This window comes from Micromonospora sp. M42, assembly GCF_000568915.1.
Classification (GTDB): domain Bacteria; phylum Actinomycetota; class Actinomycetes; order Mycobacteriales; family Micromonosporaceae; genus Micromonospora; species Micromonospora chalcea.
This window is the reverse complement of record NZ_KK037233.1, coordinates 5,123,140-5,136,371: the sequence shown is the minus strand read 5'-3', so window position 1 is coordinate 5,136,371 and position 13,232 is coordinate 5,123,140. Positions and strand designations below refer to the sequence as shown.

The following is a 13,232-nucleotide window of genomic DNA, read 5'->3' as shown; positions in this document are numbered from 1 at the left end:
CTCACCGAGGCGGCCGGCCCCCGGCAGGCCGAGGACCGGGCCGGCTTGCACCGGTTCCAGGAGGGCTACGCGCCGCACACGAGGGTTCGCCGGCCCGGCAGACGGTGCTCGGGCAAGCTACGGCTCGCTGGTGGTCGGCGCCGCCGCCCGGGACCACGGGCTGAGCGCGGACGCGCTGGTATTCGTCGGCTCGCCCGGCGTCGGCGTCGACCACGCCACCGAGCTGCGGATGCGCGCCGGCGAGGTCTGGTCGTCGACCGCGCCGGACGACGTGATCCGGCTGGCGCGTCCGCCGGACGAGCTGGCCCGCCGCGCCCTGCTCGCCGGCACGCCGCTCGGCCCGGCGCTGGCCGTGCTCGACCCGCACGCCGAGCGGCTCTGGTTCGGCGCCGACCCGAGCGCGCCGGGTTTCGGCGGGCGGCGGTTCCCGAGCGCCCCGCACGGTCACACCGGCTACTGGGACCCGGACAACCCGGCGCTGGACGGGATGGCCCGGATCGTGCTGGGCCGATGAGCCGCCCGATGCCGTCCGGCGGCCGTCCCAAAGGATCCGGGAGCCGCCCGGGGCGGGCCGGAGACGGCGCGGTCCCTCCCCCCGGCCGACGGGTGGAGGGACCGCTGGCGAAAAGCGGACTACTCGACGGTGACCGACTTGGCCAGGTTCCGGGGCTGGTCCACGTCGTGCCCGCGGGCGGCGGCGATCTCGGCGGCGAGCACCTGCAACGGCACGGTGGTCACCAGCGGCGCCAGCAGTGTCGGCGTACGCGGCACGTAGATCAGGTGGTCGGCGTAGCGGACCACCGCCTGGTCGCCCTCCTCCGCGATCACGATCGTGCGGGCGCCCCGGGCGCGTACCTCCTGGATGTTGGAGACGACCTTGTCGTGCAACATGCCCCGGCCGACCGGCGACGGCACGATGCAGATCACCGGGGTGCCCTGGTCGATCAGCGAGATCGGGCCGTGCTTCAGCTCACCGGCGGCGAAGCCCTCGGCGTGCATGTACGCCAGCTCCTTGAGCTTCAGCGCGCCCTCCAGCGCCACCGGGTAGCCCACGTGCCGGCCGATGAACAGCACCGTCGGCTCGGACTTCAGCTCGCGGCCCAGCTCACGGACCGGCTCGATCCGGTCCAGCAGCTCCCGCAGCTTGCCCGGCATATCCTGGAGCTGGGCGACCACCGCGCCCACCTCGTCGGCGAACTTGATGCCGCGCACCTGGGCCAGGTGCAGGCCGATCAGGTAGCAGGCGACGACCTGGGTGAGGAACGCCTTGGTGGAGGCGACGGCGATCTCCGGGCCGCCGTGGGTGTAGAGCACGGCGTCGGACTCGCGCGGGATGGTCGAGCCGTTGGTGTTGCAGATGGCCAGCACGCGGGCCTTCTGCTCCTTGGCGTGGCGCAGCGCCATCAGCGTGTCCATCGTCTCGCCGGACTGCGAGATCACCACGATCAGCGTGGACCGGTCCAGCACCGGGTCGCGGTAGCGGAACTCGCTGGCCAGCTCCACCTCGCAGGGGATTCGGGTCCAGTGCTCGATGGCGTACTTGGCGACCAGGCCGGCGTGGTAGGAGGTGCCGCAGGCGACGATGAAGATCTTGTCGACGTCGCGCAGGTCCTGCTCGCTCAGGCGGACCTCGTCGAGGGCGATCTCGCCGGTCTCGGTGAGCCGGCCCAGCAGCGTGTCGGCGATGGCCTGCGGCTGCTCCTCGATCTCCTTGAGCATGAACCAGTCGTAGCCGCCCTTTTCGGCGGCCGACGAGTCCCAGTCGATGTGGAAGTCGGTGCCGCTGGCCGGCTGACCGTGGAAGTCGGTGATGTCGATGCTGTCCGGCGTGATCAGGACGATCTGGTCCTGCCCCAGCTCGACCGCGTCCCGGGTGTGCTCGATGAACGCGGCGACGTCGCTGGCCAGGTAGTTCTCGCCGTCGCCCCGACCGACGACCAGCGGCGAGTTGCGCCGGGCGCCGACCACCGCGCCGGGGATGCCGGCGTCGACGGCGAGCAGCGTGAACGCGCCCTCCAGGCGCCCGCAGACCACGCGCATGGCGGCGGCGAGGAGCTGCGGGCTGTCGGTCTCGCCGGCCGCGCGCAGGTCGGCCAGCGCGCGGGCGATCAGGTGCGCGGCGCACTCGGTGTCGGTGTCGCTGGCGAACTCGACGCCCTCGTCCTCCAGCTCGGCGCGGAGCTTCGCGAAGTTCTCGATGATGCCGTTGTGGATCACCGCGACGCGGCCGTCCGGGGAGAGGTGCGGGTGGGCGTTGCGGTCGGTCGGGCCGCCGTGGGTGGCCCAGCGGGTGTGGCCGATGCCGGTGGTGCCGTCGCCGATGCCGATCGGGCTGGCGGCGCAGTCCTCGGGGTTGTCGGCCGCCCGCTCGGAGAGGACCTTCTCCAGGTTCGCGAGCTTGCCGGCCTTCTTCTCGGTCAGCAGCTCGTCCTCGCAGACCACGGCGACACCGGCCGAGTCGTAGCCGCGGTATTCGAGCCGCCGCAGTCCGTCAAGCACGATGCCGAGCGCCGGGCGGGCACCGGCGTAACCCACGATTCCACACATGGTCCGCAGCCTAACCGAGTTTCGCTCATCGCGCGTGCTCGGAAGGCCGGTTAACGATCACTGAATTTGAGCGAACCGAACACCGGGGTTGCTATGTCGGACAACGCACCAGCCGGGCTCATCTGCCGTTTGCGTACCGGTTCGGGACGTGCCGCGCACCGGGCGGACCGGGTCCACGCGGGTGGCCGCCACGGCCTACATTGGGGCCGGGCTCCGCCCCCGGGCCCATCGTTCCGCGGGCGTCCGCGCCGTACCCCTGTGAGCTGAGCCGATGTCCGAGACGACCCCTTCCCCCGAGCCGACCTCCGGACCGGTCGACCCGACCGCCGCGCCGGTGACCCCGCAGCCCTCCACCTGGACCCCGCCGGACCCGCTGGCCGCTCCGCAGCCGTGGACGCCACCCGAGCCCTGGTCGCCGTCGTCACCGTCGCCCTGGAGCGCCCCCGGCGCCGGTCACCCCGGTCAGGCGGGCGGCGCCGAGGGGCGGCCGGCGGGCGATCCGGGCCGGGCCGCTCCGGCCGACTCGCCGGGCGCCGGCGACCAGGGACAGCCCGGGACGCCGGGCGGGCCCGCCAACCCGGACGCACCGCAGTGGCCGGCCCAGCCGGGAGCACCGGGCTGGCCGGCGCAGCCGGGCACCCCTGGCTCGTCCCCACCGCCGAGCGCCTACCAGCCCGGCACGTATCCGCCCGGGCCGTTCCCGCCCACCGCGTACCCGCCGGGGCCCTACCCGCCGCCGTACGCGTACCCGGGGATGCCGCCGCGCCGCAGCGGCGGCGGTTGGGCGGTCGGGGTGGTGGTCGGCATCGTCACCGTCCTGGCGCTGATCGTCTGCGGCTGCGTCGGGCTGGCCTTCCTCGGCAGCACCATGGACGACGGGACCGCAGCCGGCACCGGGTACGAGGAGCCGATCTACGGCGAGCCCGGCGACTGGACCGACGACCCGAGCGCGCCCCCGGCGAGGCCGGCGACCACCCCGTCCGGCGGCCCCGGCAAGTACACAGTGCTGTACGAGGTGACCGGCTCCGAGGGCGACGCGGAGGTGCAGTACTACGACGCGAACGGCGACTTCCACCAGCTCAACCTGGTGGACTCGTCCTGGCGGCTGAGGTTCACCACGAACAACCGTGAGCGGGTCCAGATCGTCACCATGCCCGGAAGCGCTGCTGGGTTGACCTGCCGGATAACCATCGACGGCAAGGTCGTCTCCCAGAAGTCGGGAAGGTGGGGCGTGACCTGCTTCGGCTGGTGAGCCCGTGGTGGCGGGCCGTAGGCTCGCAGCCGTGACGACGACCGATCCCCTGGTGGCCCGGATGCGGCCGTTCGGCACCACCGTCTTCGCCGAGATGTCCGCGCTGGCCGTGCGTACCGGGGCGGTCAACCTCGGGCAGGGCTTCCCGGACACCGACGGCCCGCCGGAGATGCTCGCCGCCGCCGCCGAGGCGCTGCGTACCGGCCACAACCAGTACCCGCCCGGCCCGGGCATCCCCGCGCTGCGCGCCGCCGTCGCCGAGCACCAGCGACGGTTCTGGGACCTGGAGTACGACCCGGACGGCGAGATCGTCGTGACGGCCGGCGCGACCGAGGCGATCGCGGCGAGCATCCTCGCGCTGTGCGAGCCGGGTGACGAGGTGATCTGCTTCGAGCCGTACTACGACTCGTACGCCGCCTCGATCGCGCTCGCCGGAGCGGTGCGCCGCCCGGTGACGCTGCGGCCCGGCGCCGACGGCAGGTACGCGTTCGATCCGGACGAGCTGCGCGCCGCGTTCGGGCCGCGTACCCGGCTGGTGCTGCTGAACTCGCCGCACAACCCGACCGGCAAGGTCTTCACCGCCGACGAGCTGACGACGGTCGCCGAGCTGTGCCGGGAACACGACGTGTACGCGGTCACCGACGAGGTGTACGAGCACCTGGTGTTCACCGACGCCGCCGCGCCGCACGTACCGCTGGCCACGCTGCCCGGCATGCGGGAGCGGACGCTTCGCATCTCGTCGGCCGGCAAGACGTTCTCCTGCACCGGCTGGAAGGTCGGCTGGGTGAGCGGACCCGCGCCGCTGGTGGCGGCGGTGCTGCGGGTGAAGCAGTTCCTCACGTTCGTCAACGCCGGGCCGCTGCAACCGGCGGTGGCGGTGGCGCTCGGGTTGCCGGACGCCTACTTCACCGGGTTCCGGGACGACATGCAACGCCGGCGGGACCAGCTCGTCGCCGGGCTGGCCGACGCCGGGTTCGGCGTGCTCGCGCCGGAGGGCACCTACTTCGTCACCGCCGACGTCACGCCGCTCGGTGGCCGGGACGGGGTGGAGTTCTGCCGGGCGCTGCCGGAGCGCTGCGGCGTGGTGGCGGTGCCGACGCAGGTGTTCTACGACGACGTGGAGGCCGGCCGCCGGCTGGTCCGGTTCGCGTTCTGCAAGCGGCCGGAGGTGCTGGCCGAGGCGGTGACCCGGCTGCGCGGTCTGCGCGGAAACTGAACCGCCCGCTGGAGGGAGATCCCCAGCGGGCGGGCGGCGTGGCTCAGGCGACCGGGCTGGCGGTGCGGACCTGTTCGGCGATGCGCTCGGCGACCTCGCGCGCGGTGTCCTCGGTGGCCGCCTCGACCATGACCCGCACCAGCGGTTCGGTGCCCGACGGGCGCAGCAGCACCCGGCCGGTCTCGCCCAGCTCCGCCTCGGCGCGCTCGACCTCGGCCCGGACGGCCGGTGCGGCGGCACCGACGGTACGGTCGCCGACCGGCACGTTGATCAGCACCTGGGGCAGCTTGGTGACCACGGCGGCCAGCTCGGCCAGCGAGGTGCCGGTGGCGGCCATCCGCGCCATCAGGTGCAGGCCGGTCAGCACGCCGTCGCCGGTGGTCGCGTACGCGGGCAGCACGATGTGCCCGCTCTGCTCGCCGCCGAGCGCCAGGCCGGAGGCGCGCAGCTCCTCCAGCACGTACCGGTCGCCGACCTTGGTCTCGACCAGCCGGATGCCGTGCTCGGACATGGCCAGCCGGAGACCGAGGTTGCTCATCACGGTGGCGACCAGGGTGTCCTGGGTCAGCTCGCCGGCGTCCCGCATGGCCAGCGCGAGGATCGCCATGACCTGGTCGCCGTCGACCTCGTCGCCGTCGGCGGTGACCGCGACGCAGCGGTCGGCGTCGCCGTCGTGGGCGATGCCGAGGTGCGCGCCGTGCTCGACCACGGCGGCGCGCAGCGCGTCGATGTGGTTGGAGCCGCACTCGTCGTTGATGTTGAGCCCGTCCGGCTCGGCGTGGATGGCGATGACCTCGGCGCCTGCCTCGCGGTAGGCGACCGGGGCGACGTCGGCCGCCGCGCCGTTGGCGCAGTCGACCACGACCTTGATCCCGTCGAGGCGGTGCGGCACGGTGCCGACCAGGTGCTGCACGTAGTGGTCGGCGCCGTCGAGCAGGTCGTGTACGCGGCCGACGCCGGCGCCGGTGGGGCGCTTCCAGGCGGTGGTGGCGTTCGCCTTCACCGCCTCCTCGATCCGCATCTCGATCTCGTCAGGCAGCTTGTGCCCGCCGGCGGCGAAGAGCTTGATGCCGTTGTCCGGCATCGGGTTGTGCGAGGCGGAGAGCATCACGCCCAGGTCGGCCTTGGCCTCGGCGGTGAGGAACGCCACGGCCGGGGTGGGCAGCACGCCGACCCGGACCACGTTGGCGCCGGCGCTGGTGAGCCCGGCGACCACCGCCGCCTCCAGCATCTCGCCGCTGGCCCGGGTGTCCCGGCCGACCACCGCGAGCGGCGGATGGCTCTTGTCGGTCTCGGCCAGCGTGTGGGCCGCGGCCACCGCGACCGCAAGCGCCAACTCCGGGGTGAGATCCGCGTTCGCCCGCCCGCGTACGCCGTCCGTGCCGAACAACCGGCCCATACCCGCCAACCTCCGTGGAACTGCCGATGAGGAGAGAAACGCGGAACGGCCGGTCCGCCTCCCGGGAAGGGGAAGCGGACCGGCCGTCCGTCAGAAGTACAAGGCGCTTGTGGTGATCAGCGCTTCGAGTACTGAGGAGCCTTGCGGGCCTTCTTGAGGCCGTACTTCTTGCTCTCCTTGACCCGGGCGTCACGGGTCAGGAAGCCGGCCTTCTTCAGGGCCGGGCGGTCGTCGGGCTCGCTGACGATCAGCGCCCGGGCGATGGCGAGCCGCAGCGCGCCGGCCTGGCCGGTGGTGCCGCCGCCACGCAGGTTGGCGATCACGTCGAACGCCTCGGCCTTCTCGGCGGTGACCAGCGGGTCCTTGATGAGCTGCTGGTGCACCTTGCTCGGGAAGTAGGCCTCGAGGTCGCGGCCGTTGCAGGTGATCTTGCCGCTGCCCGGGACGATCCGGACCCGGACGATGGCTTCCTTGCGCCGACCCACGGTCTGGATCGGGCGGTCACCACGGGGCGCGCGCGCGACGGGCGCCGGCGCCTCGGTGGCCTCGGGGGCGACCTCGGTGGCGGTGATGTCGGTCATGCTGCTTCCTTCGCCCGCGCTCACTGCGCGATCTGCTTGATCTCGAACGGCACCGGCTGCTGCGCGGTGTGCGGGTGCTCGGCACCGGCGTAGACCTTCAGCTTCTTGAGAAGCTGACGGCCCAGCTTGTTGTGCGGGAGCATGCCCTTCACGGCCAGCTCGATGGCCCGCTCGGGCCGCTTGGTGAGCAGCTCGTCGTAGCCGACCCGCTTCAGACCACCCGGGTAACCGGAGTGGCGGTAAGCGACCTTGGTCTGGCGCTTGTTGCCGGTCAGCGCGACCTTGCCCGCGTTCACGATGACGACGAAGTCGCCCGTGTCGACGTGCGGCGCGAAAGTCGGCTTGTGCTTGCCACGCAGGAGCGTGGCGGCGTGGGTCGCCAGGCGGCCCAGCACGACATCAGAGGCGTCGATGACGTGCCACTGACGCTCGATCTCACCCGGCTTCGGGCTGTACGTACGCACAGGTCTACCTTGTCTCGTCGTCGGTCTGGGGTCGCGCGCCGAGGTGACCGGGAATACCCAGCCGGACCAGCGCGCACGAACGACCAAGCGTACCTGATGCGGCACGCCTAAGAATGTCGTACAACAGCAGGCAACGATACCCGGCCGCCCGGCGGCAGGTCAAAACGGGGTAGTACCCCGCGTGGCCTGCGCGTTCGCCATGGCGCAGCTCACACGCCGACCAGCGTACGCGGCCCGGGACGCAGGTAGACCACCCAGGTCACCAGGAAGCAGAGCGCGTACCAGGCGATGAATGCCAGGTAGGCGGCGTCAGCCGTGCCGGAGGTCAGGAACGACTGCCGGAACGCCACGTTCACCAGCACCCCGCCCGAGGCTCCGACCGCGCCGGCGATGCCGATCACCGCCCCGGACAGGCGCCGGGCCCGCCGCTGCGCCGCCTCCGGGTCGCCGGTCAGCTCGCTCTCCGCGACGGCCCGGGCCCGGAAGATCGCCGGGATCATCTTGTACGTCGAGCCGTTGCCGATGCCGGAGAAGACGAACAGCGCCAGGAACCCGGCCAGGTAGAGCGGGAACGAGCGCTCCCGGGCCGCGTACAGCACCAGCCCGGCGCCGGCGGCCATCGCCACGAAGTTCCAGAACGTGACCCGGGCCCCGCCCAGCCGGTCGGCGAGCTGGCCGCCCACCGGCCGGATGAGCGACCCGATCAGCGGCCCGAGAAAGGTCAGCCAGGCGGCGTCGACGGGCGTCGGGAACCGCTCGTGGAACTGGAGTTGGAGCACCTGGCCGAAGGCGAACCCGAAGCCGATGAACGAGCCGAACGTGCCCACGTAGAGCAGCGACATCACCCAGGTGTGCGGATCGCGGGCCGCCGCGCGCAGCGCGCCCGGCTCGTTACGCGCCCCCGGAACGTTGTCCAGCCAGCGGGCCGCGGCCAGCGCGGCCAGCACGATCAGCGGCAGGTAGACCGCCGGCACCAGCCGGGGGTACGCGGCGCCGGCCGTCGCCAGCACCGCCAGCCCGACCAGTTGCACGGCAGGTACGCCCAGGTTGCCGCCACCGGCGTTGAGCCCCAGCGCCCGGCCCTTGAGCCGCTCCGGGAAGAACAGGTTGATGTTCGCCATCGAGGAGGCGAAGTTGCCCCCGCCTACGCCGGACAGGCAGGCCAGCACCATCAACGTGGCGTACGACACCCCGGGCTCGATCAGCACCGCCATCGGCACCGCCGGCACGAGCAGCAGCAACGCGCTCACGATGGTCCAGTTCCGGCCGCCGAAGCGGGCCACCGCCAGCGTGTACGGCAGCCGCAGCACCGCCCCCAGCGCGGCCGGTACGGCGGTGAGCAGGAACTTCCCGGCCGGGTCGATGCCGTACTCGGGACCCAGGAACAACACGGTCACCGACCAGAGGCTCCACACGGAGAAGCCGACGTGCTCGGCGAAGATCGAGACGTACAGGTTGCGCCGGGCGACCCGGGCGCCCCCGGCGGCCCAGAACGCCGGGTCCTCCGGCCGCCATTCGGTGAGCCGTCCGGCGGTGCGGGCCGACGGCCGGGTCGGTGCGGAAACGAGCGTGCTCACGGCGACTCCTCCTCGTCGATGACGAGGGGACGCTCTCAGCCGGTGGTTTCCCCGGCGTACCCCGCGCGCGTCGGCTCGGCAACGGAGATCGCACGTCCGCCGGAGGGCGCCGGTGAGGCGGTCACAGCTCCTGGAGGATCCGCAGGGCCCGGCCGACCCGCTGCATGGTCTCGGTGTCGGCCACGTCCACGCACTCGGCGAACCACTTCTTCATCGGTGCGGAGATCCGGTCGGGCATCACCACGTACGGGCCCATCGGCACGGCCAGCGGCGAGTCGCGCAGCAGCGACTCCTCGACCACCTCGGCCACGATCACGATGGGTACCGCAGTGGCGTTGTAGACGTCGGAGCTGATCACCAGACCGAACCGTTCCCGGGCGCCGGAGATGCGCCAGACCTCGCCCCTACGCAGCACGCGGACGCCCGCCGAACAGGGCGTCGTCGACGAGCGCGGCCTCCTGGGCGTCGGCCAGGGCGGCGGCTTCCAGGTCCAGGCCGGCACGGCCGACCGCGTCGGCGTGCGCGGTGAAGACCTCGCGCAGCGCCTTCTCCCGGGCGGCCTGGTCCATCCAGGCGGAGAGGGAGAGCCCTTCCCGCTTGGCGAACCGGCGCGCCTCCTCGATCGTCTCGTCGGAGAACGACAGTGTCACCTTGGCGGTCATGCCGGGAAGACTACCCAGCGGTATGACCAGCAGTCATCCTCGTTCCCGCCGGACGAGGAATCGGACACCAGCAGGTGAAACAAGTGAAGCTGGTTGCGGATATTGCACTTGGACGCGACCATGGAGGAGGTCCGAACGGACGCGAGCCACATCTGCCACAGGGAGCCGCGATGAGCCTCAGCACCGGCATGGCCGCCTCGGTCATGCCCACCGAGGGAGCGGAGCGCCGGAAGGCGGCCGCCATGGAGGAGTTCCTCGTACGGCATCCCCTCGCTGCGGGCGAAGGCGTGGCCCGACTCGTCTCGGCGGACGGCGAAGAGGTCGAGGTTCCCGCCCAGATGTTCGACGTCCTCCATCAGATCTCGGCGATGCTCGCCCGCGGCGACGGCGTCGCGATCAGCGCCATCTCCCGCGAACTGACGACGACCGAGGCGGCGAGGCTGCTGGGCATGTCCCGCCCCACACTCGTCCGTCTCCTGGAGAACGGATCGATCGCCTCCCACCGGGTCGGCAGCCACCGGCGCCTCTTCCTCCGCGACGTCCTCGCATTCCGGCAACGACAAATGGAAGAGCGACGGAAGTCGTACGAGGCCCTGATGTGGGAGTCCGACGCGCTGGGTTTCACCGACGACGTGTAGTTCCGGGCCCGGCCAGTGGGCGCTGGGTAGGGTGTCCACTGTGATCCCCAGCGCCCCACTGGTGTTCCTGGACGCGAACATTCTCTATTCCAGGACCCTTCGCGACTGGATCAGTCTTCTCGCGCTCGAAGGCGACTGCGCCGTCTTCGATCTGCGGTACAGCGAGGACGTTCTGGCGGAATGGATGTATCGCCTGCGCCGTAAGCGGCCCGAGCATTCCGAGCAGGCGATCGGCGGCCAGCGACGCCGCTTCGTCCAGGCGTTCCCGTACGGCCTCGTCACCGGCTATTCGCCGAACGACGTCCCGTGCCCGCCGGACCCGGACGACCGGCACGTGCTGGCCGCCGCCGTGCACAGCCGCGCCGACATCCTGGTGACCGACGACCGGCGCGCCTTTCCGCCGGAATGCGTACGGGAATCGCTGTCGGTCCGCACCGGCGACGAGTTCCTCAACTGGGTGGCCGACCGTTCGATGCCTCTGGTCATGAGGACGTTGGCGCGGCAGATCGACTACTACCGGCGCAGCCTGGTCGCCGAGGACAAGGACGCGGTCGAACTGATCACCCATCTACGGAAGGCCGGCGCGCCCCGTTTCGCCGATCGGCTCGAGAATCACCTCGCCGAACCGTCCGGCCGCTGACCGCCGAAGACCGCGAAACGCCATTCCTTGAAGAAGCAGTCCACGTCCACCAGACCCGCCTCGGTCAGCCACCGGCACTGGTCTGCCACCGTGGCCGGCCGGTCGTGCCGCATCCGCTGCCGGGCGCCGGCGATCTCCTCGGCGTCCGAGCCCAGCTCGGTGATCCGCGCCGTCCACACCTCGTCGTAGCGGCGGTCCAGCGCCGGCGTCGGCCCGGCCACCTGCTCGGCGTTGACGAACACGCCGCCCGGCGCCAGCGCGCCCGCGGCCCGCTTGTACAGCGCCCGTTTGCCCTCGTCGTCGAGGTGGTGGATGGCCAGCGCGGAGACCACCGCGTCGTACCGGCCGGCGGGCAGCGGGTCGGCCAGGTCGGCGTGCACAGTGCGGTGCGCCACGCCGCGTTCTGTCAGGTGTCCGGCGGCCACCGCGAGCATGCCGGGGGCGCCGTCCACGAGCGTCAGGCGGACGCCGGGCACGGCCGCGGTCAGCAGCAGGGACAGCAGGCCGGTGCCCGCGCCCAGGTCCAGCACCTCGGGGGTACGCCCGGCGGCGAGCGCGGCACGCAGCGGCGGCGCGGCCACCTCGACGGCGGTGCCGTAGAAGGCGTCGAAGCAGGGCACCAGGCGGCGTCGGGCCTGGTCGTAGCTGCCGGCCACCGCGTCGAACGCGTCCGCCACGCCCATCAGAGCCTCCCGTTATTTGAGACAATTTTCCCACATTGTAAACCCCGCCGGGGACGACGTCACCTACGTGCGGTGTGAAGCGCTCGTGACAGGACCGAAACAGAGCAGACCCGGACCGGAAACCGCCCGACGGCACGCTTTTCCGACATGACAGACGGTGCACGCACGGCGACGCGAACGGGTTCAGGCCCCGCGCAGGCCGCCACGCACTGCCCGTACTGCGCCCTGCAGTGCGGCATGGTGCTGCGCGCCACCGGCGACGGCGTCGAGGTCGGCGCCCGGGACTTCCCGACCAACCGGGGCGGGCTGTGCCAGAAGGGCTGGACCGCCGCCGACCTGCTCGACCACCCGGACCGGCTCACCACCCCGCTGCTGCGCGACCGGCCCGGCGGCGAGCTGCGCCCGGCGACCTGGGACGAGGCGCTCGACCGGATCGCCGCCGGGGTGCGGGACGTGCAGCAGCGCCACGGGCCGCACGCGGTAGCGGTCTTCGGCGGTGGCGGCCTCACCAACGAGAAGGCGTACGCGCTGGGCCGCTTCGCCCGGGTGACGCTGCGGACCCGGCACATCGACTACAACGGACGCTGGTGCATGTCCTCGGCCGCGGCGGCCGGCAACCGGGCGTTCGGGATCGACAGGGGGTTGCCGTTCCCGCTGGCGGACCTCGGCCGCGCGGACACGCTGCTGCTGGTCGGCGCGAACCCGGCCGAGACCATGCCGCCGCTGATGCGGCACGTCACCGACCTGCGGGAACGCGGCGGCCGGCTGATCGTGGTCGACCCGCGCGCCACGGCTACCGCCCGCCAGGCCGACCTGCACCTGCAACCGCTGCCCGGCACCGACCTCGCGGTGGCGAACGCGCTGCTGCACATCGCACTCACCGAGGGCTGGCTGGACCGGGCGTACGTGGCGGAGCGGACCACCGGCTTCGACGAGGTCCGGCGGACGGTGGCCGGCTACTGGCCGGCGGAGGTGGAGCGGCTCTCCGGCGTGCCGGTGGCCGACCTGTACGCGACCGCCCGCGCGCTGGCCACAGTGGACCGGGCGATCATTCTCACCGCGCGGGGCGCCGAGCAACACGCCAAGGGCGTGGACACGGTCACCGCCCTCATCAACCTGGCGCTCGCCCTGGGCCTGCCCGGCCGTCCCGGCTCCGGCTACGGCTGCCTGACCGGGCAGGGCAACGGGCAGGGTGGCCGGGAACACGGGCAGAAGGCCGATCAGCTCCCCGGCTACCGGCGTATCGACGACCCGGCGGCCCGCGCGCACGTCGCCGGGGTGTGGGGCGTCGACCCGGACTCGCTGCCCGGGCCGGGGGTGCCCGCGTACCAGCTCCTGGACGCGCTGGGCACGCCGTCGGGCGCGCGGGCGCTGCTGGTGTTCGGCTCCAACCCGGTCGTGTCCGCGCCCCGCGCCGCGCGGGTCGAGTCCCGGCTGCGCGCCCTGGACCTGCTCGTGGTGGCGGACTTCGTCCGCTCCGAGACGGCCGAGCTGGCCGACGTGGTGCTGCCGGTCGCCCAGTGGGCCGAGGAGAACGGCACGATGACCAATCTGGAGGGCCGGGTGCTGCGCC

At 72.5% G+C, this 13,232-nt stretch carries 14 protein-coding genes; 6 read left to right on the top strand and 8 right to left on the bottom strand.

Annotation, left to right across the window (positions count from 1 at the left end):
• Positions 1–130 precede the first annotated feature (130 nt).
• Complete coding sequence (locus MCBG_RS23735; protein ID WP_051611357.1) at positions 131–514, top strand: alpha/beta hydrolase; 384 nt, start codon at positions 131–133, stop codon at positions 512–514.
• A gap of 119 nt (positions 515–633) precedes the next feature.
• Here MCBG_RS23735 and glmS read toward each other — a convergent pair whose 3' ends face one another.
• Entirely contained in the window at positions 634–2,547 is a 1,914-nt protein-coding gene (gene glmS / locus MCBG_RS23730) for a glutamine--fructose-6-phosphate transaminase (isomerizing) (RefSeq protein WP_043328300.1), read from the bottom strand.
• A 271-nt stretch (positions 2,548–2,818) separates the two neighbouring features.
• Between glmS and MCBG_RS23725 the strand changes: the two genes are divergently transcribed.
• On the top strand, positions 2,819–3,799 hold the full coding sequence (locus MCBG_RS23725) for an MmpS family transport accessory protein (RefSeq protein WP_043328298.1): 981 nt from the start codon (positions 2,819–2,821) through the stop codon (positions 3,797–3,799).
• A gap of 31 nt (positions 3,800–3,830) precedes the next feature.
• Complete coding sequence (locus MCBG_RS23720; RefSeq protein WP_043328296.1) at positions 3,831–5,015, top strand: pyridoxal phosphate-dependent aminotransferase; 1,185 nt, start codon at positions 3,831–3,833, stop codon at positions 5,013–5,015.
• Positions 5,016–5,058: 43 nt separating this feature from the next.
• On the opposite strand, the gene glmM is transcribed toward MCBG_RS23720, so the two are convergent.
• The 6 genes from glmM to MCBG_RS23690 all read right to left on the bottom strand — a co-directional run bounded on the left by glmM (position 5,059) and on the right by MCBG_RS23690 (position 9,698).
• Entirely contained in the window at positions 5,059–6,414 is a 1,356-nt protein-coding gene (glmM, locus tag MCBG_RS23715; protein ID WP_030501566.1) for a phosphoglucosamine mutase, read from the bottom strand.
• 116 nt (positions 6,415–6,530) lie between these two features.
• A complete protein-coding gene (gene rpsI, locus MCBG_RS23710) occupies positions 6,531–6,995 on the bottom strand; it encodes a 30S ribosomal protein S9 (RefSeq protein ID WP_030501567.1) in 465 nt (154 codons plus the stop codon).
• Between the two features lie 20 nt (positions 6,996–7,015).
• Positions 7,016–7,459, bottom strand: a complete 444-nt coding sequence (gene rplM, locus MCBG_RS23705) for a 50S ribosomal protein L13 (RefSeq protein ID WP_013288574.1) — start codon at positions 7,457–7,459, stop codon at positions 7,016–7,018.
• A gap of 209 nt (positions 7,460–7,668) precedes the next feature.
• Positions 7,669–9,036, bottom strand: coding sequence for an MFS transporter (locus MCBG_RS23700; protein WP_043328294.1), 1,368 nt, complete (start codon positions 9,034–9,036; stop codon positions 7,669–7,671).
• Positions 9,037–9,157: 121 nt separating this feature from the next.
• Positions 9,158–9,451 carry a type II toxin-antitoxin system PemK/MazF family toxin gene (locus tag MCBG_RS23695; RefSeq protein WP_043328292.1) on the bottom strand — a complete coding sequence of 98 codons (294 nt, stop codon included), beginning with the start codon at positions 9,449–9,451 and terminating at the stop codon, positions 9,158–9,160.
• Positions 9,441–9,698: a DUF6364 family protein gene (locus MCBG_RS23690; protein WP_030501570.1), complete on the bottom strand. Its 258-nt coding sequence runs from the start codon at positions 9,696–9,698 to the stop codon at positions 9,441–9,443. Before MCBG_RS23690 ends, MCBG_RS23695 begins: the two co-directional genes overlap by 11 nt.
• Before the next feature lie 170 nt (positions 9,699–9,868).
• Between MCBG_RS23690 and MCBG_RS23685 the strand changes: the two genes are divergently transcribed.
• Both MCBG_RS23685 and MCBG_RS23680 read left to right on the top strand, forming a co-directional pair.
• Entirely contained in the window at positions 9,869–10,336 is a 468-nt protein-coding gene (locus MCBG_RS23685) for a helix-turn-helix domain-containing protein (protein WP_043328291.1), read from the top strand.
• Between the two features lie 40 nt (positions 10,337–10,376).
• Positions 10,377–10,976: a PIN domain-containing protein gene (locus MCBG_RS23680; RefSeq protein ID WP_083296964.1), complete on the top strand. Its 600-nt coding sequence runs from the start codon at positions 10,377–10,379 to the stop codon at positions 10,974–10,976.
• Here MCBG_RS23680 and MCBG_RS23675 read toward each other — a convergent pair.
• A complete protein-coding gene (locus MCBG_RS23675; RefSeq protein WP_043328289.1) occupies positions 10,949–11,659 on the bottom strand; it encodes a class I SAM-dependent methyltransferase in 711 nt (236 codons plus the stop codon). The two genes, MCBG_RS23680 and MCBG_RS23675, sit on opposite strands and share 28 nt — an antisense overlap.
• 237 nt (positions 11,660–11,896) lie before the next feature.
• Between MCBG_RS23675 and MCBG_RS23670 the strand changes: the two genes are divergently transcribed.
• On the top strand, positions 11,897–13,232 hold a 1,336-nt coding region (locus MCBG_RS23670; RefSeq protein WP_043328287.1), incomplete at its 3' end, for a molybdopterin oxidoreductase family protein.

Bases quoted from the DNA above. Each gene is read 5' to 3' on its own strand.
- glmS (WP_043328300.1), bottom strand. From the start codon at position 2,547: ATGTGTGGAATCGTGGGTTACGCCGGTGCCCGCCCGGCGCTCGGCATC.
- MCBG_RS23725 (WP_043328298.1), top strand. From the start codon at position 2,819: ATGTCCGAGACGACCCCTTCCCCCGAGCCGACCTCCGGACCGGTCGAC.
- glmM (WP_030501566.1), bottom strand. From the start codon at position 6,414: ATGGGCCGGTTGTTCGGCACGGACGGCGTACGCGGGCGGGCGAACGCG.
- rpsI (WP_030501567.1), bottom strand. From the start codon at position 6,995: ATGACCGACATCACCGCCACCGAGGTCGCCCCCGAGGCCACCGAGGCG.
- MCBG_RS23690 (WP_030501570.1), bottom strand. From the start codon at position 9,698: ATGACCGCCAAGGTGACACTGTCGTTCTCCGACGAGACGATCGAGGAG.
- MCBG_RS23685 (WP_043328291.1), top strand. From the start codon at position 9,869: ATGAGCCTCAGCACCGGCATGGCCGCCTCGGTCATGCCCACCGAGGGA.
- MCBG_RS23675 (WP_043328289.1), bottom strand. From the start codon at position 11,659: ATGGGCGTGGCGGACGCGTTCGACGCGGTGGCCGGCAGCTACGACCAG.